14 protein-coding genes are annotated in these 19,699 nt (G+C 71.2%); 6 read left to right on the top strand and 8 right to left on the bottom strand.

Annotated elements, in window-relative coordinates:
* Positions 1–39: 39 nt before the first annotated feature.
* From I2501_RS00945 to I2501_RS00975, 7 genes are all read right to left on the bottom strand, one after another.
* On the bottom strand, positions 40–3,153 hold the full coding sequence (locus I2501_RS00945; protein ID WP_196191798.1) for an alpha-mannosidase: 3,114 nt from the start codon (positions 3,151–3,153) through the stop codon (positions 40–42).
* Between the two features lie 31 nt (positions 3,154–3,184).
* A complete protein-coding gene (locus I2501_RS00950) occupies positions 3,185–4,246 on the bottom strand; it encodes an ABC transporter ATP-binding protein (RefSeq protein WP_196191799.1) in 1,062 nt (353 codons plus the stop codon).
* Positions 4,233–5,300: an ABC transporter ATP-binding protein gene (locus tag I2501_RS00955; RefSeq protein ID WP_196191800.1), complete on the bottom strand. Its 1,068-nt coding sequence runs from the start codon at positions 5,298–5,300 to the stop codon at positions 4,233–4,235. The genes I2501_RS00950 and I2501_RS00955 overlap by 14 nt, the downstream gene beginning before the upstream one ends.
* Positions 5,297–6,274 (bottom strand): ABC transporter permease, encoded by a 978-nt coding sequence (locus I2501_RS00960; RefSeq protein WP_215909165.1) that lies wholly within the window; start codon positions 6,272–6,274, stop codon positions 5,297–5,299. The genes I2501_RS00955 and I2501_RS00960 overlap by 4 nt, the downstream gene beginning before the upstream one ends.
* The gene (locus I2501_RS00965; protein WP_196191801.1) at positions 6,271–7,392 is read right to left on the bottom strand and encodes an ABC transporter permease; all 1,122 of its coding nucleotides are present in this window, start codon (positions 7,390–7,392) and stop codon (positions 6,271–6,273) included. Before I2501_RS00965 ends, I2501_RS00960 begins: the two co-directional genes overlap by 4 nt.
* A 2-nt stretch (positions 7,393–7,394) precedes the next feature.
* Positions 7,395–9,032: an ABC transporter substrate-binding protein gene (locus tag I2501_RS00970; RefSeq protein WP_196191802.1), complete on the bottom strand. Its 1,638-nt coding sequence runs from the start codon at positions 9,030–9,032 to the stop codon at positions 7,395–7,397.
* A 105-nt stretch (positions 9,033–9,137) separates the two neighbouring features.
* Positions 9,138–10,211, bottom strand: a complete 1,074-nt coding sequence (locus I2501_RS00975) for a LacI family DNA-binding transcriptional regulator (protein ID WP_196191803.1) — start codon at positions 10,209–10,211, stop codon at positions 9,138–9,140.
* Positions 10,212–10,489: 278 nt separating this feature from the next.
* Here I2501_RS00975 and I2501_RS00980 point away from each other — a divergent pair, with 278 nt between their 5' ends.
* Genes I2501_RS00980 through I2501_RS01000 form a run of 5 tightly spaced genes read left to right on the top strand, consistent with a single transcriptional unit; the run spans position 10,490 to position 17,462 of the window.
* Entirely contained in the window at positions 10,490–11,737 is a 1,248-nt protein-coding gene (locus tag I2501_RS00980; protein ID WP_196191804.1) for a glycoside hydrolase 5 family protein, read from the top strand.
* 54 nt (positions 11,738–11,791) lie between these two features.
* Entirely contained in the window at positions 11,792–14,959 is a 3,168-nt protein-coding gene (locus I2501_RS00985) for a beta-N-acetylglucosaminidase domain-containing protein (protein ID WP_196191805.1), read from the top strand.
* A gap of 24 nt (positions 14,960–14,983) precedes the next feature.
* Positions 14,984–16,252 carry an alpha-L-fucosidase gene (locus I2501_RS00990; RefSeq protein WP_196191806.1) on the top strand — a complete coding sequence of 423 codons (1,269 nt, stop codon included), beginning with the start codon at positions 14,984–14,986 and terminating at the stop codon, positions 16,250–16,252.
* 38 nt (positions 16,253–16,290) lie between these two features.
* Positions 16,291–17,055 carry an alpha/beta fold hydrolase gene (locus tag I2501_RS00995; protein ID WP_196191807.1) on the top strand — a complete coding sequence of 255 codons (765 nt, stop codon included), beginning with the start codon at positions 16,291–16,293 and terminating at the stop codon, positions 17,053–17,055.
* Positions 17,056–17,060: 5 nt separating this feature from the next.
* Positions 17,061–17,462, top strand: a complete 402-nt coding sequence (locus I2501_RS01000; protein WP_408022694.1) for a PPOX class F420-dependent oxidoreductase — start codon at positions 17,061–17,063, stop codon at positions 17,460–17,462.
* Positions 17,463–17,473: 11 nt separating this feature from the next.
* Here I2501_RS01000 and I2501_RS01005 read toward each other — a convergent pair whose 3' ends face one another.
* Entirely contained in the window at positions 17,474–18,769 is a 1,296-nt protein-coding gene (locus I2501_RS01005; protein WP_196191809.1) for an alpha-L-fucosidase, read from the bottom strand.
* A gap of 405 nt (positions 18,770–19,174) precedes the next feature.
* Here I2501_RS01005 and I2501_RS01010 point away from each other — a divergent pair, with 405 nt between their 5' ends.
* Entirely contained in the window at positions 19,175–19,699 is a 525-nt protein-coding gene (locus I2501_RS01010; RefSeq protein ID WP_196191810.1) for an SRPBCC family protein, read from the top strand.

Here is a 19,699-nt window from a genome sequence, read left to right on the forward strand (position 1 = left end):
CAAATTTAAAGCACACGTTCGACGCGGTCGGTCAGGACGTTACCAACGATCTTGCGGGGTGAGGCGGAGAGTGACCAGTTCGAACGGGCGAAGCCGGACACGGACGGTCCCGGCGTCCACCGCCTCGACGGGACCGGGCGCTGTGTCGTCGTAGTCCTCGCCGTCCTCGCCGTCGTCGTAGGGGCGTTCCAGCAGGTCGCAGGTCCGGACGCCGCCGCTGAAGGCGAAGGACGTGGTCAGGCGGGCCTCGGCGCGCCCGCCCCGGGCCTCGTAGAGGCGCACGATCACGTCGCCGCTCGTGTCGTCGGCGAGCTTGAGCGCGCTGACCACGACGTCGTCGTTGTCCACGGCCACCAGCGGGGCGACGTCCGCGTCGCCGGGCACGCGTCGTTCGGGCAGGTTGATCAGGTAGCCCTCGCGGACCGCGTCGCCGATGCCCGCGCCGGGGACGAGGGCGTGGCGGAAGCTGTGCGTGCCCTGGTCGGTGTGCGGGTCGGGGAAGCGCGGCGCGCGCAGCAGGGAGGCGCGCACCGTCGTCGTGGTTCCCCGGTCCGCTCCGCCCGCGCCGCCCGTGCCGCCTTCTCGGACGGTGCGGGTCACGTCGTGGCCGTAGGTCGAGGCGGTGACCAACGCCACGCCCCAGCCGGGCTCCTCGAGATGGACGAAGCGGTGGTTGCAGGCCTCGAACTTGGCGGCCTCCCAGCTGGTGTTGGTGTGCGTCGGCCGGTACACGTGCCCGAACTGGGTCTCGGCGGCATAGCGTTCGGCGTGCAGGTCCAGCGGGAAGGCCAGCTTGAGCAGCTTCTCGGTCTCGTGCCAGTCGACCTCGGTGTCGATGTCGAGCCGCCCGGTCCCTGCCGTCAGGGTGAGGGTCTGTGTGACCCGGGACCGGCCGAAGGAGCGCACCACGCGCACGGCGACGGCCTGCGGGGAGTCGGAGACGACGGTGACCTCGTCGGCGTCGGTCAGGTCGGTGACGGTGTTGCGGTAGAAGCGGTCGACGTCCCAGGCGTCCCAGCTGTTGGGGAAGTCCGGGTGCAGTTGCAGCAGGTTGGCCGCGCGGCCCAGGGCGACGGTCTCGCGGCCGGTGGCCAGGTCGCGGACCGACCGCACCAGACCGTGCTCGTCCACGACGACATGGAGTCGGCTGTTGTCGAGCAGCCACCCGCCGTCGGGCAGGGCCGAGACCGTGCAGTCCCCGGGAGCTCGGGCGGCATCCAGCGCCCAGCCCGCTCCCGCCGGCACGCCGCCGCGCTCGTGCGGTGCGGCGTTGAAGACCACCGTGCCGCCACCCGACGGGTCACCCGCCAGGGCGCGTTGGGCCCGGCCGATGATGCCCTCCAGCTCCTCGGCGACTGCGGCGTACGTCCGCACGGCCTCACGGTGCACCCAGACGATCGAGGATCCGGGCAGGATGTCGTGGAACTGGTGCAGCAGCACCGTCTTCCAGAGGCGGTCCAACTCCTGGTACGGGTAGGGGAGTCCGTGCCGGACGGCTGCCGTCGCTGACCACAGTTCGGCCTCGCGCAGCAGGTGCTCGCTGCGCCGGTTGCCCTGCTTGGTCCTCGCCTGGCTGGTCAGCGTGGCCCGGTGCAGCTCCAGGTACAGCTCGCCCACCCACACCGGCGGATCGGGGTACTCGGCCTGCGCCGTGGCGAAGAAGTCGGCGGGGCGCTCCCAGGTCACCCGCGCTGAGCCCTCCAGGTCTCGCAGGCGGGCGGCCTTGGCGACCATCTCGCGCGTCGTGCCGCCTCCGCCGTCGCCGTACCCGGTGGGCGCGAGCGAGTGGCGGGCCACCCCCTTCTCCTTGAAGTTGCGGGCCGCATGGGCGATTTCACGGCCCTGCATCGAGCAGTTGTAGGTGTCGACGGGCGGGAAGTGGGTGAAGATCCGGGTGCCGTCGATGCCCTCCCACCAGAAGGTGTGGTGGGGGAAGGAGTTGACCTGACTCCAGGAGATCTTCTGCGTCAGCAGCCACTTGCTGCCCGCCGCCTTGATGATCTGCGGCAGCCCCGCCGCGAACCCGAACGTGTCGGGCAGCCACGCCTCTTCGTTCTCGACGCCGAACTCGTCGAGGAAAAACCGTTTGCCGTGCACGAACTGACGGGCCATCGCCTCCGAGCCCGGCATATTGGTGTCCGACTCCACCCACATTCCGCCCGCGGGCACGAAACGGCCTTCGGCGACGGCCTTCTTGACCCGTGCGTAGACCTCCGGGCGGTGCTCCTTGATCCAGGCGTACTGCTGGGCCTGCGACATGGTGTAGACGAAGTCGGGTTCGGTCTCCAGCAGTTCGGTCATGTTGGCCGCGGTCCTGGCGACCTTGCGCACCGTCTCCCGCAGCGGCCAGAGCCAGGCGGAGTCGATGTGGGCGTGGCCCACCGCGCTGATCCGGTGCGCCGACGGCGCGGCGGGCGCGTCCAGCACCTCGGCGAGCCGCTCGCGGGCGGCGGCAGCGGTGCCGCCCACGTCCTGGAGGTCGACCGCGTCCAGCGCGCGCTCGACAGCGCGCAGGATCTCCCAGCGCCGGGCGCTGTCCGGGGAGAGCTCGGGCATCAACTCGCCCAGCACCTCCAGATCCTGCACCAGCTCCCACACCGTCTCGTCGAAGACGGCCAGGTCCGTCCGGGCCAGCCGGTACTGCGGCCGGGAGCCCGCGGTCTCCTTGTCGCCGAGCTCGGTGGGAGTGAAGCCGGGCCAGGTGAAGACCACCGGGTTGGACGCGGCCTCCAGGTGCAGCAGCACCTCCTCGCCGCCGACGGCCGGAGCGGCGACGCGCACCCACTGGTTGCGGGGGTTGATCCCCTTCACCGGCGAGCCGTCGGGTCGGTAGACCAGCCCCTCGCACTGGAAACCGGGCGAGTTCTCGTCGAAGCCGAGGTCCAGCAGCGCCTCGACAGTCCGCCCGGCCCACTCGGCCGGGACGGTGCCCGACACCGTCAGCCAGCTCGTTCCCCACGGCGCGCCCCACTCCTCGCCCACCGCGATGGGTGTGCGCGGCGCCGCCAGGCCCTCGGCCACCGGGACGGGCTCGTCGGGCGCGGTCCAGATGCCGACCGTCAGCGGCACGGAGTGCGGGTAGACGGCAGGGCGGATGCGGTCGTCGAGCACGCGCCGCAGGCGGGCCTCGACCAGGGTGCGATCGTCATGCATGACCAGGCTCCAGAGAGTCGACGACGTGCGTTCAGGCGTCCGTGCCCGGCTCGTGGGCCCAGCAGTGCACCCAGTGACCGTCACCCGCCTCGGAGCGGGGCGGGAAGGCGGTGAGGCACTCCGTCCGAGCCAGGGGGCAGCGCGGGTGGAAGCGGCATCCGGTGGGCGGGGCGACGAGGTCCGGGGGTTCGCCGAGCGACTCCTCCCCGTCGGGATCGGCGTCGTCGAGGCCCCCGTCGAGGCTCGTCCCGTCAAGGAACCCGCCGCGATCCGGGTCTGGGGCGGAGTCCAGCAGCAGCCGGGTGTAGGGGTGGCGAGGATGCCCCACGACGACGTCCGGCGGGCCGGACTCGACCAGCTGACCGGCGTAGAGCACCTTGATCTCGTCGGCGAAGTAGCGGGCGCTGGCGATGTCGTGGGTGATGTAGAGGATCGCCAGGCCCTCGTCGTCCCGCAGTCGGCGCAGCAGGTTGAGGATGTCCAGGCGGATCGAGGCGTCGAGCATCGAGATGGGCTCGTCGCCCAGCAGCACCTTCGGCCGGGCGGCCAGCGCGCGGGCGATGGCGACCCGTTGGCGCTGCCCGCCGGAGAGCTCGTGCGGGAACTTGTCGATGAACTGCTCGGCGGGCGTGAGCTCCACCCGTTGCAGCAGGTCCAGGACCTGTTCCTCCAGCTCCGCCCGGCCGCGCGCGTGGCCGTGGAGCTTCAGCGGGCGGCTGAGGATGTAGCGCAGCCGGTGCACCGGGTTGAGTGAGGAGAACGGGTCCTGGAAGATCATCTGGACCTGGCGGTAGTAGGCCCGCCGGGCCTTCGTCCGGAACGTCCGGCGGACCGGCCTGCCGTCGAGCCGGATCTCGCCCTCGGTGGGGGCGTGGTCCAGGGCCAGCAGCCGGGCCAGGGTCGACTTGCCGCTGCCGCTCTCGCCGACCAGGGCGGTGATCCGGCCGGGATGCAGGGCGAGCGTGGTCGGCTCCAGGGCGTGGACCTGCCTGCCGAGCTGTCCGAGGCCGTGCACGGGGAAGCGCTTGACGACCTCCCGCGCCTCCAGGACGGCCCCGCCGGCCGTTTCTGACGCTGCGTCACGCTCCGGCATGGGTGTCCTCCTGGCGGGCGCTGTCCTGGCGGGCGTTCGCGGCCGGGGTGGGGCCGGGGTGCAGATGGCAGGCGACCTCGCCCGCGCTCGGGGCGGTCCCCAGCGCCAGCAGCGCCGGAGCAGTGGTCGCGCAGGGCTCGAACGCGCGCGGGCAGCGCGGGTGGAAGCCGCACCCCGTCGGCGGCGTCCGCAACCCCGGCGGCGAACCGGGGATCCCGACGATCTCCCGACGCGGGCCGCGCACCGGCGGGAAGGCGCTGCGCAGCGCGGCCGTGTAGGGGTGCCTGGGATCGGTGTACAGCTGCCGTGCCGGACCGGTCTCGACGACCTGGCCCGCATACATCACCGCGATCCGGTCGGCGATCTCGATCAGCAGGGAGAGATCGTGGGTGATGAACACGACCGAGAAGCCCAGCCGGCGCTTGAGACGTGCGATCTGCCGCAGGATCTGACGCTGCATCACCACATCGACAGCGGTGGTGGGTTCGTCCATCACCACCAGGTCCGGTTCGCAGGCCAGCGCGAGGGCGATCGTCGCTCGCTGCCGCATGCCGCCGGAGAGCTCGTGCGGCCACGCGCGCAGCCGGTCCTCCGGGATGCCCACCATCGCCAGCAGTTCGGCGGCGCGCCGCTCGGCGTCCCGCCGTGACAGCCCGCGGTGCCTGCCGAGCACGTCGGCGAACTGGGTGCTGATCCGCAGCACGGGGTTGAGCGCGTTCATCGCGCTCTGGAAGACGACGGCGATGTGCTCCCAGCGCAGCTTGTTCAACTCCCGCTCGGTGAGCCGGAGCAGGTCGACCGGCTCGGCCCCCTCGCGACCGTGGAAGAGCACGGACCCCGCGGTGGTGACCGCAGGCGGGCGCTCCAGCCGCGTCACGGCGGTGATCAGCGTCGACTTGCCGCAGCCGCTCTCGCCGACCACGCCGAGGGTCTCGCCCCGGCGCAGGGTCAGGTCCACGCCGCGCACGGCGTGCACGGGTTCGGCCTGGTCGAAGTAGTCGACATGCAGGTCGCGGATGGTCAGCAGCGGCTCGCCGACAGAGGGCCCGTTCATGACGCCGTCCTGCTCGTCGCTGCGGAGGAGGCCGTCGTCGCGACGGTCGGGCGCACGGCGGCCAGAGCCGCTGCACGGGCCCGCTGGACGGCCTTCTTGGGCGGACGGCGCAGCCTCGGATTGGAGATCTCGTCGATCCCGAAGTTGATCAGACCGGCCGCGACGCCGATCAGCGCGATGCACGCTCCGGGCGGCACGAACCACCACCACGCGCCGATGGTCAGCGCCGATCCGTTCTGCGCCCAGTACATCATCGAGCCCCAGCTGACGGTGTTGATGTTGCCCAGCCCGATGAACGACAGCCCGGCATCGGCGAACATCGAGCCCACGACGGCGCCGAGGAAGGAGACGGAGATGATGGGCGCGAGCCCGGGGACGAGCTCGCGGGTGATGACACCCCAGCGGCTCTCGCCGGTCATCTCGGCCGCGGTGATGAAGTCGCGGCTGCGCAGCGACAGGGTCTGCGCCCGCTTCTGCCGCGCGCCCCAGGGCCAGGAGGTCAGCGCGATGATCAGGGCGACCGTCAGCGGGCCACCGCGACCGTGCACGTAGCCCGCGATGATGATCAGCAGCGGCAGACCGGGGATGACCAGGAAGATGTTGGTGACCGCGGTGAGCACCGCGTCGACCCGGCCGCCGACGTAGCCGCCGGCCACCCCGATCAGCACCGACAGGGTCGTGCTGAGCACCCCCGCGACCAGGGCGACCATCAGCGAGACACGGCTGCCGACGACCAGTTGGGCGAAGACGTCCTCACCGGTGGCGGTGGTGCCGAGCAGGTGCGCCGAGCTGGGCGGCTGGAGTGCGTTGGAGACGTCGATCGCGGTGGACGACAGCCCCATCCCGTCCTGCACGACGAACGGCCCGACCAGGGCCATCAGTGCGAAGAACGCGATGATGGCCGCACCGACCCGGACCTTGGGGTTGCCGGGCAGCTTGAGCCTGATCCGCCGGGGCCTTGGGAGTTGTGTCACGATCCTGCCTCCCTCACGCGCGGGTCGATGAGGCCGTACACCGAGTCGGCGATGAAGTTCGCGGCGAGCACCGACAGCGAGATCATCAGGAACAGGGCCTGCATCAGCGGGTAGTCCACGCTGTTGACGGCCTGGTCGAGGAGGTAGCCGACCCCCGGGTAGGAGAAGACGATCTCCACCAGCAGCTGCCCGCTGACCGCCGTGCCGATACTGAGCGCGAACCCGGCGACGCTGGGCAGGACGGCGTTACGGGCCGCGTACTGGAACATCACCCGGGCCTTGGACAGCCCCTTGGCGCGCGCCAGCAGCACGTAGTCCTCGGAGATGGTGGTGACGGTCATGTTCCGCATGCCCACCAACCAGCCGCCCAGCGACGCCATCAGCATCGTCAGCGCCGGCAGGATGCCGTGACTGACGACGGAGCCGATGAACGGCCCGGTAAGGCCCGGCGGAGTGGCGGTGCCGTAGCCGCCGCCGATCGGCAGCCAGCCCAGCTGCACCCCGAAGACCAGGACCAGGACCAGGGCCACCCAGAAGGTGGGCAGCGCGCCGAGGAACATCGACGCCGGGGTGATGAAGCTGTCGAAGCGCGAGCCGACGCGGCTGCCCGCGAGCACCCCGGCGGCCGTCCCCACCACGAACGAGAGGATCGCGGTCAGGCCGACCAGCCCCAGCGTCCATGGCAGCCCGGTGCGGATCACCTGCCAGACCGGCGTCGGGTAGTACGCCACCGAGATGCCGAAGTCGAGATGCGCGATCTGGTGGAGATAGGTGACGTACTGGTCCCACAGCGGCTGGTGGGGTTTGCCGAACAGCCGGTAGATGTTGGCGATCTGCTCGGAGGAGAGCGCCTGCTTCTGCTCCATCTGCGCGATCAGGGCGGACGCCGGGTCACCGGGCATCAGGCGCGGGATCAGGAAGTTGAGGCTGATGGCGACCCACGCCGCGCAGAGGTAGAACCCGAGCCGCCGGACGAAGAACCGGGCGGCGGACAGCCGGGGGAGCACCGCCCGGCGTCCGGTCCTGCCGCCGGGACCGCCCGGACTGCCGGAACTGCCGGAACTGCCGGGGCCGTCGGCGCCGGGGGAGCCGGGTCGCTTCAGGGCTTCGGTGGCCATCGTCAGCCCTTGGCGGGGCGGAGCGAGAGCAGGATGCTGGCGACGTCCACCGGGCCCGCCCATGGCGCCGGTTGCGCGTACGGGTTCTGCGCGGTGGGCCAGCCGGTCCAGTTCTTGGTGCTGTACTCGGCGGAGACGCCGATGGTGTCCAGGGGCGCGGCCGGGACCTGATCCACCATCAACTGCTCGAGCTGGGCGGACATGCTCTTGATGCTTGTGGTGTCACCGGCGTCGCCCAGCTGGTTGAGCAGGGCGTCCGTCTGCTTGTCCACGTAGTGGCCGTAGTTGGTCCAGATGCCGGCGTTCCCGCTGAACAGCATGTCGTGGTAGAAGCCGTACGGGGTGGCGTAGTAGACGGCGCCGCCGACCACCACGTCGAAGTCGGCGCTCTGCCGCTTGGCGGCGAGCTGGGCCGCGGGGATCGCGTCCACCTGGACGTTCATCCCGGCGGCGTTGAGCTCGTCGGCGAGCACCTTGTCGCGCTGGACCGAGTCGGCGAAGTCGGACTCCTCGGTGATGGTGAAGGAGAGCTGCTTGCCGTCGGGGCCGACGAGCTTGCCCCCTTGCATCGTGTACCCGGCCTTGGCGAACGCCGCGTCGGCCTTGGCGAGGTCGGGCGTGGGCTGCACCGCGTTCGCGAACTGCGGGGCGATCCAGGTGCCCTGTGTGACCGGGTCGAGGCCGGTGAGGTTGAGCGGGCTGAACATGCCGGGGTTGCCCAACTGGGCGAGTTCGGTGCGGTTGACGGCGGCGGAGATGCCCTGGCGGACGTCGACGTTGTCGAACGGCGCCTTGGTGAGGTTGAAGAAGATGAAGTCGCCGCCGTAGGTGGGGTACCAGGCGTGGAAGTCGGTGGGGTCGACGGCCACGAACTGCTTCTTGACGTCGGGGACGTTGCCGCCGCTCCAGTCCTCCTCGCCGCTGAGCAGCTTGCCGACCTCGGACGCGCTGGTCACCACGGGTGCGTAGACGGTCTTGACCGGGACGTCCTTGGTCTTCCAGTAGTTGCCGCGGGCCTGGAAGGTGAGCTGCTGGGCGCTGTACTGCTGCAGCGTGTACGGGCCGCTGGCCACGGGGTTGGGATTGGTGAAGGTGGTGGGGTTCTTGTCCTGCCAGATCTTCTTCGGGACCGGCGTGACGTTGCCGATGCTGGAGAGCAGGGCGTAGGCGGGCGCGCCGAAGGTGATCGAGACGGTGTGCGCGTCGACGGCGGTCGCCGTGTCGTAGGTGAAGGCCCAGGCCACGGGCAGCTTGTTCTGCTTGGCGTAGTTCAGCGTGAACACGACGTCGTCGGCGGTGAGTGGCGAGCCGTCGCTCCAGTTGGCACGCGGGTCCAGACGCAGGGTGATCTGCTTGCCGCCGTTGGACCAGGTGTAGTCGGTGACCAGCCAGGGGATGAACTTGCCGCCCTGCAGGATGTTGAGGTTGAACAGCGACTCGTACTGGAAGCCCATGGTGCCCTGGGTGGCCTGCGGCGAGAACGGGTTGAAGTTCTGGGTGATGGTGGTGCCCGAGTAGCCCAGGTTGACGGTGAGGGTACTGGCGGCGGCGTGGTTCGCCGAGGCGCCGGAACAGCCCGTGAGGGTGAGCGCGAGGGCGAGCGTCGCAGCGGCGGCGGTCCCAAGAGTCTTCCGTCTCATGATGGTCGGTACCTCCGGTTGGCGGGTCAGCACGCTGGGGGGAGCGGTCGCACAGGGCGCGGGAGGGGAAGCGGGAGTGAGCCTGGGGGAGCGTGAGGGAGGCCGCTATGCGGGCGCGGGCCCGATGCTGCCGCGCGGCACCAGGTGGGGACGGTCGAACTCGGTCGTGACCGCCGGGCCGCCGTCCAGCAGGTCGAGCAGCTCCTCGGCCGCGCGGCGACCGAAGCCCACGGTGTCCCGGACGAGCGCGGCGAGCCTGGGCCGGGTGGAGCGACACAGGACCGAGTCGTCCCAGGCCACAACTGACAGGTCATCAGGAACGCTGAGACGGCGCTCGGCAGCCGCGCCGAGTGCGGCGACGGCCTGCACGTCGCTGTCGTACACGATCGCCGTGGGACGGACCCGCTCGGCGAGCACGCTCACGGTGGCCGCGACGCCCTCGTCCTCCGAGTAGTCGGTGATGATCGAGCGGGCGTCGACGAGGCCGAGCCGCTCGGCCTCGTGTCTCAGGGACTGCACGCGGCGCTGGGTGTGGGCGAGCTCGGCGGGCCCTGCGATGTGCACGATCCTGCGGTGCCCGAGTTCGTGCAGATGGTCCACGATCTCGGCCATCGCCCGGGCGTCGTCGGCCCACACCTGGGAGACGCGTAGGCGGCCCCCGTCGCTCTCGCTCTCGGCTTCGGTTTCGTTCGTGCTCCGCGTCAGGGCTCCGATGACCACGGCCGGAAGGCCCAGTTCGGCCAGGACCTCGAAGCGTGGGTCGTCCAGGCGCGGATCGACCACGAGCACGCCGTCGACCCGGTGTTCGGCCCACATCCGCCGGTAGGCGGCGCACTCCGCGTCCGGGCCGTCGACGACCTGGAAGAGCAGGCCGAAGCCGCGGTGGGAGAGGGCTTCCTGGATGCCGACCATCAGCTGCAGGAAGAACGACGAGACGCCGAGGGGGCTGATCGAGCGCGCGAAGACCAGACCGACCGTGGCCGATCCCTCGCCCGCCAGCGCCCGGGCGGCGACGCTGGGCCGCCAGCCGAGCTGGTCGGCCAGCCTGCGGATCCGCTCGCGGGTCGCGGGCGAGACGCCGGGCCGGTCGTTGAGGGCGAGGGAGACCGCGCTTTCGGAGACGCCGGCCCGCTGGGCGATGTCCCTGATGGTCAGGCGCTGAGTCGGTGGTCGGGGCATGTGCGCTCCTGCCGCTGGGGTCGGCGGGCCGTGGTGCTGAACGGCTGCTGAACGGTCGTATCAAGCGCTTTAGCGAAGGAAGCTAGAGCGCTTTAGTCACGCCGTCAAGAGATCGCGCAATGCCTCACGGAAAAGACACGATTCAGCAGATCGTGCGTGTGGCAATGGAATTGACGCACCGTCTTGACGCGCCCCGGAGGCGTGATCGACGATTTCCCCCACGCCCGGTCTGAGTCCCAACAGCAGAAGCACAGAAGCAGAAGCAGAGGCTCCCTGGTATGTCGTCATCCATGCGATTCGGCGTCAACTACACCCCCAGCCAAGGCTGGTTCCACCACTGGCTGGACTTCGACCTCGACGCCGTCCGCCGCGACCTGGACGCGATCGCGGCGCTCGGGCTGGACCACGTCCGGGTCTTCCCGCTGTGGCCGGTGTTCCACCCCAACCGCAGCCTGATCAGACGTCAGTCCGTCGACGACCTGGTGGACTTGGCCGAGGCGGCGGCCGAACGCGGGCTCGACGTCAGCGTCGACGGCCTCCAGGGCCACCTGTCCAGCTTCGACTTCCTCCCGGCGTGGACGCGGACGTGGAAGCGGCGCAACCTCTTCACCGACCCGGACGTGGTCGACGCCCAGGCCGCCTACCTGCGCACCCTCGCGTCCGCGCTCGCCGACCGGTCGAACTTCATCGGCATGACGATCGGCAACGAGACCAACCAGTTCGCGCTCGCCGAACACCCCGACCCCGACCCGATCACCCCCGACCAGGCCGAGGCCTGGCTGCGGCGCCTGCTGGACGCGTGCGAACAGGGCGCTCCCGGCCGGTGCCACGTCCACGCCGAGGACGCGCACGTCTTCTACCGGGACGACCACCCCTTCACGCCCGGCCACTCCGCGCGGCTCGGAGCCATGTCGGTCGTCCACTCCTGGGTCTTCGACGGCACCGCGCAGCGCCACGGCCCGCGTGGCGTGGCGACCGAGCACCACGCCGCGTACCTGGTCGAGCTGGCCAAGGCCTGGGCGCTCGACCCGCTGCGCCCGGTGTGGCTCCAGGAGGTCGGCGCACCACAGCCGTTGATCCCGGCCGAGTCGGCGGCGGACTTCACCGAGGCGACCGTCAGGGCCGTCCTGGACTGCCCCGGTCTGTGGGGCATCACCTGGTGGTGCTCCCACGACGTCTCCCGCTCGCTCGCCGACTTTCCCGAACTCGAGTACACGCTAGGCCTGTTGACGAACGACGGGGAGGTCAAGCCCGCCGGCCGGCGCATCGCCGACCTCGCCAAGGAGTGGCGCGGCGTGGAGCACGCGCCCGCAGCGCGCACCACCGCGCTGCTGGTGGACGCGGGCGACGAGGCCACGGCGTCCGGCCGGTCGGTGTGCGCGGCAGGCGGGCCGGTCTTCGAGGCGTTCGCCCGGCTGACCGCCGACGGCCTGCGGCCCGCCCTTCTCCTGGCCCAGCACGCGGGCGACCCCGCCCACCTCGCCGCACGCGGCATCACCGACGTCGTCACCCCCGAGGCCGTCTGACGTCGGGCCCGAGCGCGTAGCAGACCCGCAATCCTCGACTCGAGAGGATCCGCCATGATCGGACCACGAATAGCGAGAACGCTGGCGGCAGCCCTGGCCGTGCTGCTCGCCGCCGCCGGGAGCGCAGCCGCCCAGCCACAGGCCCAACCCGCCTCTCGGCAACCGTCGTTGCCACAGGTGTGGCCGACGCCGCAGCACGTCGAGGCGCGCGGCGGCGACGTCCGGATCGAGTCCCATGTCGTGGAGGTCGTCGGCCCGCACACCGACCCCTCCGCCCTGCAGACCGTCGAGGCGACCCTGCGCGCCGCCGGTGCCCAGCACATCACCCGCAGCGAAGGCGACGAGCACCTCCCGGCCGGTGAGCTGCGCGTCTACGTCGGCGGTCCGACGGAGAACCCCGCGACCGCGCAGGCGTTGACGGTTCTGCACGCGGGCAGCCCGGCCGGTCTGGTGTCCGGCGGCTACGTCCTGGCCGTCGGCCGCGGGACCGGTCACGACGCCGGGCACGACGCTGGGCACGACGTGATCGCGCTGTCCGGCGTCGACGCGACCGGCACCTACTACGCGGCCCAGACGCTGCGTCAGCTCGTCGTCCCGCTGCCGGGCCACCGGAGCGGCGTCCCGGACTCCGTCGTCAGGGACTGGCCCAGCACCCCGCTGCGCGGGGTGATCGAGGGCTTCTACGGCACGCCCTGGTCCACCGCCGACCGGCTCGCCCAGTTCGACTTCCTGGGCCGCACCAAGCAGAACACCTACGTCTACTCCCCGAAGGACGACCCCTACCTGCGCGCCCAGTGGCGCGACCCCTACCCGCCCGCGCAACTGGCCGTGCTGAAGACGCTGGTCACGCGGGCCGAGGCCGACCACGTCACCTTCACCTACGCGCTCTCGCCGGGCCTGTCGATCTGCTACTCCTCCGACACCGACGAGCAGGCGCTGGTCGCCAAGTTCCAGTCGCTGTACGCCATCGGGGTGCGTTCCTTCGCGATCCCGCTGGACGACATCAGCTACACCAGCTGGAACTGCCTGGCGGACCAGCAGAAGTTCGGCACCGGCGGTGCGGCGGCCGGTGCCGCGCAGTCGTTCCTGCTCAACCGGGTCCAGCAGGACTTCGTCGCGACCCACCCGGACGTCGCCCGGCTGCAGATGGTGCCGACCGAGTACTCCGACCTCAGCGACTCGCCGTACAAGACGGCGCTGCGCACCCAGCTCGACCGCGCGGTGATCGTCGAGTGGACCGGCGCCGGGGTGATCGCCCCGACCATCAGCACCGACCAGGCGAAGGCGGCCCGCGCGGTGTTCGGGCACGACATCCTGCTGTGGGACAACTACCCGGTCAACGACTACGTGACGTCGCGGCTGCTGCTCGGCCCGTACACCGGACGGCAACCCGGTATCACCGGGCAGTTGGCCGGGGTCACCGTCAACCCGATGCCGCAGTCCACGGCAAGTCAGATCGCCGAGTTCACCTCGGGGGATTTCCTGTGGAACTCCGGCGCCTACGACCCGACCGCCTCCTGGCAGGCCGCGCTGCGCGCGCTCGGCGGAGCCGCAGCCGAGCCCTGGCTGCGGCTGTTCGCGGAGAACAACTACTCCTCGCTGATCGACCCGGTGGAGTCGCCGACCCTGACGCCGCTGCTCGCCGCACTGTGGCAGGCGTACGACCGGCACCAGGACCTCACCGCCCCGGCCGCCCGGGTGACCGCCTACTTCCGGCAGCTCTCCGAGACCCCGAACGCCCTGCGCCACGCCATGGCAGGCAGCGAACTGCTCACCGAGATCGCACCCTGGCTGGACAAGCTCGGCCGCTACGGTGACGCGGGCCAGACCGCCGTGCAGCTGCTGCTCGCGCAGGCCAAGGGCGACCAGGGCGCTGTCACCACGCTGCGCGCCACGCTGCAGAACGACCGGACCCAGCTGACCGCGATCCCGCAGCAACTCGCCCCCGGCGTCCTCGACCCGTTCCTCTATCAGGTCCTGCTCGACACCGAGCCGCCGCTCGGCGCGCAGGCCGCCTTCCAACCGACCTCGGTCTCACTGCGACCGGGCGCGGCCCGGTCCGTCACCGTGCAGTTCGCGGCCCCGGAGTCCGGTGCGGCCACCACGGTCGCCTGGCGCGCCACCGCCGAGGACAGCGTCACCGTGCAGCCGTCCAGCGGCAGTCTGCCGATCGCCGCCAAGGGCCAGGCGAGCGTCACCCTCACCGTGACCGCTGCGGCGGGCGCCACCGACGGCGTGCGCACGGTGGTCGTCACCGGCAGCGACGCCTCGGGCGAGGCGGTCGTACCCCGTGCGCTGCCGGTCCAGGTCTCCGCCGCCACGACCGGGTCGACCCGCGCCCTGGTGGCGAACTACAGCGAACCGACCGTCACCCCGGTCGACCTGGGCACCGGCAAGGCTCTGGCCGGCATCGGCGTGGGGCAGAACCCGGGCGAGATCGTGCTCAGCCCCGACGGCCGCCACGCCTACACGGCCAACCAGGGGTCGAACACCGTCAGCGTCATCGACGTCGCCGCGGGAACGGTCACCGCCACCATCCCGGTCGGCAACACGCCCTCGGGCGAGACCGTCACCCCGGACGGCAGCACGCTGTGGGTGGCCGACTACGGCGACGGCACCGTGCAGCCGATCGACCTGGCGACCGACACGGCAGGCCCGACCGTCAAGGTCGGCTCCGGCCCGGAGAACATGGCCGTCGCCCCGGACGGCAAGAACCTGTACGTGGCGAACATCAACGACAACACCGTCACCCCCGTCGACCTGACCACGGGCGTAGCCGGCGCGGCGATCCCGGCCGGGTCGGCCCCCATGAACGTCGTCGTCTCGCCCGACAGCCGCACCGTCTACGTCTCGGACTCCGGCGCGCCGACCGTCACCCCGATCGACGTGGCCACCGGCAAGGCACTGCCCAGCCTGGAGATCGCCGGCCAGGACGACGCCTACGGCCTGGCCCTCAGCCCGGACGGCCGCACCCTGTGGGTCCAGGCGGGGGACGACGTCACCACCCTGGACACCGCGACCGGCCGCGAAGGCACCCCGATCCACCTGGGCAACGGCCCGAGCTCGCTGGGCTTCGACTGGAACGGCGCGACGGCGTACGTGACCTGCTCCAACAACAACACGCTGGTGCCGATCACGGTCGGCAGCGGCGCCGTCGGCACCGCGATCCCCACCGGCGCCTACCCGTTGGCGGTCGCGGTCACCGGAGTCCCGGTCGGCTGACCACACTGACGAGGAGCAACTGCTATGGCGATGCAACCGTGGTTCCCCGACGCCAAGTTGGGGATCTTCATCCACTGGGGGATCTACTCCGTCGACGGCGTCCCGGAGTCGTGGTCCTTCTGGCACGGAACCGTCCCGCACGACCAGTACATGGCCCAACTCGGCCGCTTCGCCGCCGAGAAGTACGACCCGCAGGAGTGGGCCAGGCTCTTCGCCGCGGCGGGGGCCAAGTACGCGGTGCTGACCGCGAAGCACCACGACGGCGTGGCGCTCTTCGACACCCGTGAGTCGGACCTGTCGGTGGTCAAGCGCACCCCGGCCGGCCGCGACCTGGTCCGCGGCTACGTCGACGCGCTGCGCGACCACGGCCTCAAGGCGGGCCTGTACTTCTCGCACAGCGACTGGAACCACCCCGACTACCCGACGCTGCGCCTGCCTGACGAAGCGTCGGGCACCAACCGCAACAGATACAGCACCGCTGCGCCCGGCGAGGAGGACCCGCAGCGGTGGGAGCGGTTCCTCGCCTTCCGCCGCGCCCAGATCCGCGAACTGGTCACCGGCTACCAGCCGGACCTGCTCTGGTTCGACGGCGAGTGGGAGCGCACCGAGGAGCAGTGGCGGATGGCCGAACTCGCGGACGATCTCCGCACCTCGGCCCCCCGCACCGTGCTCAACGGCCGCGCGCTCAGCTTCGGCGACTACGCGACGCCGGAACAGGGCGTCCCGATCACGGCCCCCGACGGGCCCTGGGAGCTGTGCCTGACCGTCAACGACTCCTGGGGCTTCCAACCCCAGGACACCAACCACAAGCCGGTCCACCAGCTGGTGCGCTACTTCACCGAGACGATCGCCGCCGGTGGCAACCTGCTCCTGGACGTCGGCCCCCGGGCGGACGGCACCATCCCCGCCGAGCAGGTCGAGCGGCTCCAGGGCCTCGGCGCGTGGATCGCCAGGCACGGCCCCGCCGTCCACGGCACCCGGGCGGGTCTGCCGCCCGGCCACCACTACGGCCCGAGCACGGTCTCGCCCGACCGCCGCACGCTCTACTTGATCACCTTCGACGCGCCACGCCACGCGGTGTCCGTCCGCGGCCTGCGGACCCCGGTCCGCCGGGTCACCGTCCTCGGCACCGGCCGGGAACTCGCCCACCACACCGTCGGCGGCATGGCCGAGGTCCCGGGCGTGCTCTGGATCGACGCGCCCGGAGCGGTCGACCTGGACGAGCACGCCACCGTCCTCGCGGTGGAACTCGACGGCGAACTCGACCTGTACCGGGGCCACGGCCGCGGCTGAGCGGCCGTTTGTCAGTGCTGACTCGTACGATCCGCATCATGCGTAAGTACTTTGTGACGGGCGGACAGAAGCTGTCGTACCTGGACTTCGGTGGTCCGGGGCTACCACTGCTGGCACTGCACGGCCACTACAACGAGGCATCGGCCTTCGCGCCGCTTGCCGGGGCGCTCGCGCCACGGTGGCGGGTGATCGCGCTCGACCAGCGCGGCCACGGCGATTCCGACCGTGCCGCAACGTACGGGCGGGACGACTACATAGCCGACGTTCTCGCCTTTCACCGGCATCTGGGAGTCGGCCCGGTTCCGCTGCTGGGCCACTCCCTGGGCGGGGTGAACGCCTACCAGTTCGCCGCCCGGCACCCGGACGCGGTCAGCAGGCTGGTCGTCGAGGACGTCGGCGCGGTCGTCGACACGGACGGGGCCTTCGCCCTGCGCCTTCCCGCTGTCGCTTCGTCCCGAGAGGCGTTGGTGGCTGCCCTGGGTGCTTCGGCGCCCTATCTGGAGTGTTCGTTCCGGCAGCGGGACGGGCGTTGGGGTTTCTCCTTCGACATCGAGGACACGGTGACGTCGGAGAAGGCGGTCAGCGGCGACCACTGGGACGACTGGACGTCGGTGTCCTGCCCCACCCTGCTCGTCCGCGGGACACGGAGCGACCTGCTGACTGCCGACCACGCCCGCACCATGGTCTCCCGCGGCGACGGGCGAGTCCGCATGGTCGAGCTGACGGCCGGTCACGTGGTGCATCACGATGCCGCCGAGCAGTTCGCAGCCGAGGTCGCCGCCTTTCTGTCGGAGCTGGGATGACAGCCATGTTGAACGATTCCGTCCGCGCCCTGCTCGACACGGCGGTTCCCGCTGTCCTCGCCACGGTCAACGCGGACGGAAGTCCGCAGACGTCGGTGGTCTGGGTCGGTCGCGACGGGGATGACCTGCTCCTCTCCACCGCTGCCGGCAGGCGCAAGGAGCGCAACCTGCGCCGTGACCCTCGCGCCAGCCTGACCGTCTACGACCCGGCCGACCCGTTGCGCTACGTCGAGATTCGCGGCGTCGCCACCGTCACTGAGGACGTCGGCCGGTCGCTGGCGGTCGCCCTCGCGGAACAGTACGAAGGCCCAGGCGCAGGCCAGGAGTACCTCGACCTCCCGGCAGAGGTACTCCGTGTCGTCGTCCGGATCAGCCCGACCAAGGTGGTCGGCACCGCAGCTGACTGACGGAGCGATCCTCAGCCGGTCCGGGCGGCGAGGACCAGGGCGTGCTCGGCCTTGTGGCCGTCCGGCAGCCGGACGCTGAGCAGGCCGTCGGCGTGCGTGAACGGCAGATCGCCGGGGTGGCCCAGCAGGCTGACGGCGTCCGGGGCCGGGCCGTCCCAGGGGATGTCCGCCTGGGCGGGCAGGGGCTCGTCCGGCTCGAGGAGCAGGACGGCGTTGACCGTGGATCCGACACGGGTGAAGAGGCAGCGCCCGCTCTCGTACGGGGCCACCGGCCGGGAGCCGTAGACCGCCGCGCCGTTGACGTCCAGCCAGGCGCCGATCCCGGCGAGCCGGTCGTGGACGGCCCGGGGGAGTGCGCCGGTGTGGTCGGGGCCGAAGCCGAGCAGCAGGTTGCCGCCCCGGGCGACGATGCGCAGCAGCAGATGCACCACCTCGCCGACGGACTTGAACGTGTCGTCCGGACCCAGGGTGTACCAGGCCGGTCCGAGGGTGAGGCAGCTCTCCCACGGGTACGGCTGCACCTGGTCGGGGACCTGCTGCTCCGGCGTGCGGTAGTCCTCCTGCGGGCCGTGCACCTCGCGGTCGACGACGAGAATGCCGGGCTGCAGTTCGCGCGCCCGCGCGGCCAGGGCGGGCATGTCGAGGTCCTCGCGCGGTGCCCGGACCCAACCGGCGTCGAGCCACAGCAGGTCGATCGGACCGTAGTCGCTGAGCAGTTCCTCGATCTGCCCGTGGGTGAACTCCTTGAACCGCTGCCACCTGTCGGGTTCCGCTGCGGTGTCGTAGTCCGCGAAGCGCTGCGGGGCCAGGCGGTCGGGGGACCAGTAGTCGGGGTGGTGCCAGTCGGCCTTGCTGAAGTAGACGCCCGCGCCGAGCCCTTGGCCGCGGAAGGCGTCGAACACCTCGCGGGTGACGTCCCGTTGGAGGGCGCAGTCGGGTCCGGTCGACTTGTACGAGGACAACTTCGTGTTGTACATGGCGAATCCGTCGTGATGCTTGGTCGTGAAGACGACATAGCGCATCCCGGCGTCCCGGCAGGCGCGGGCCCAGTCCTCCGGATCCAGCCCCGGAGCGGTGAACCCGGCCGGGAGCTGCTCGTACATCTCCCGGTAGCCCTCCGGGTCCCCGGCCCACGGTTCGGGGGCGGCACACCACGGGTCCTGCTCCTGGCAGAGCGTCCAGCTCTCGCAGGCGCCGAGCCGACTGTAAGGCCCCCAGTGGATGATGGCGCCGAACTTCTGGTCCTGCCACCGTTCAAGGCGGGCACGGACCTGCGGGTCGGCGGGCCAGGTGTAGTCGTCCGTCACCGTTCGTCTCCCTCGGGTCCTCACGTCGCAGCGCCTGGACGTGATTCTGGCCATTGGGGTCGACGCACAAACGGCCTCAAACGGCCTCGGTCCAGAGTGGTCCGAGAAGCGGGAGCGCGGCTACGGAGCGGGAGCCTCGGCGGCTGACCGGTCGTGCGGCCCGGGCTCGGGCCCGGACTACGGCTTGAACCCGGACCCAGACCCGGACCCACGGGCGGGCAGCGGCGAGCACGGCCGTCGGGACCAGACTGACGGTAACTGCCGCGCAGGGGTGCCCGATCTCGGTTATCGCTGGCACTCGCTCGTGACCGCGACGCCGCGTGGGTGGTGTGGTGACCGGGCGCACGTTGACGTGGCGGGCCTGGGCGCGGTGCGATGCCGGGATACCCTCAGGAGGAGATCCGTATGACCCCTGCCGACCGTGAATCCGTCTCCGTCCGGACGGAGATAGCCGCCGCGCCGGACGACGTCTGGGCCGCAGTCGCCGATGTGACGCGCATGGGTGAGTGGAGCCCCGAGTGCACGGGTGCGGCGTGGAGGGGCAGTCCGGCGGGCCCGGTGGTGGGCGCGCGGTTCCAGGGACACAACCGCAAGGGCGGCATCCGCTGGAACACCGTCTGCCGCGTGGTCGAGGCCGAGCCGGGGCGCGCGTTTGCCTGGGACGTGAGCTTCGGGCCGATTCCGGTCGCCCGCTGGGGGTTCCGCCTCACGCCGGGTGGCCTGGGCGGCCCGGGCGACGCGGAAGGCACCGTGACGGTGGTCGAGCAGTTCTGGCAGGACCGCCGCGACCGGGTCAGCGCCTGGACGACCGAGTTCGTGCTGCGCACCGGTGGCCGCGCGGAGTGGAACCGCCGGAACATGGCGGCGACGCTCGCCGCACTGAAGCGCTCGCTGGAGGCTGCCCCGACGACGGGCGAACGGGACCACTGA

Source organism: Streptacidiphilus fuscans, from assembly GCF_015690355.1.
In the GTDB taxonomy this organism is placed as follows: domain Bacteria; phylum Actinomycetota; class Actinomycetes; order Streptomycetales; family Streptomycetaceae; genus Streptacidiphilus; species Streptacidiphilus fuscans.

Bases quoted from the DNA above. Each gene is read 5' to 3' on its own strand.
- I2501_RS00945 (WP_196191798.1), bottom strand. From the start codon at position 3,153: ATGCATGACGATCGCACCCTGGTCGAGGCCCGCCTGCGGCGCGTGCTC.
- I2501_RS00950 (WP_196191799.1), bottom strand. From the start codon at position 4,246: ATGCCGGAGCGTGACGCAGCGTCAGAAACGGCCGGCGGGGCCGTCCTG.
- I2501_RS00955 (WP_196191800.1), bottom strand. From the start codon at position 5,300: ATGAACGGGCCCTCTGTCGGCGAGCCGCTGCTGACCATCCGCGACCTG.
- I2501_RS00965 (WP_196191801.1), bottom strand. From the start codon at position 7,392: ATGGCCACCGAAGCCCTGAAGCGACCCGGCTCCCCCGGCGCCGACGGC.
- I2501_RS00970 (WP_196191802.1), bottom strand. From the start codon at position 9,032: ATGAGACGGAAGACTCTTGGGACCGCCGCCGCTGCGACGCTCGCCCTC.
- I2501_RS00975 (WP_196191803.1), bottom strand. From the start codon at position 10,211: ATGCCCCGACCACCGACTCAGCGCCTGACCATCAGGGACATCGCCCAG.
- I2501_RS00980 (WP_196191804.1), top strand. From the start codon at position 10,490: ATGTCGTCATCCATGCGATTCGGCGTCAACTACACCCCCAGCCAAGGC.
- I2501_RS00985 (WP_196191805.1), top strand. From the start codon at position 11,792: ATGATCGGACCACGAATAGCGAGAACGCTGGCGGCAGCCCTGGCCGTG.
- I2501_RS00990 (WP_196191806.1), top strand. From the start codon at position 14,984: ATGGCGATGCAACCGTGGTTCCCCGACGCCAAGTTGGGGATCTTCATC.
- I2501_RS00995 (WP_196191807.1), top strand. From the start codon at position 16,291: ATGCGTAAGTACTTTGTGACGGGCGGACAGAAGCTGTCGTACCTGGAC.
- I2501_RS01000 (WP_408022694.1), top strand. From the start codon at position 17,061: ATGTTGAACGATTCCGTCCGCGCCCTGCTCGACACGGCGGTTCCCGCT.
- I2501_RS01010 (WP_196191810.1), top strand. From the start codon at position 19,175: ATGACCCCTGCCGACCGTGAATCCGTCTCCGTCCGGACGGAGATAGCC.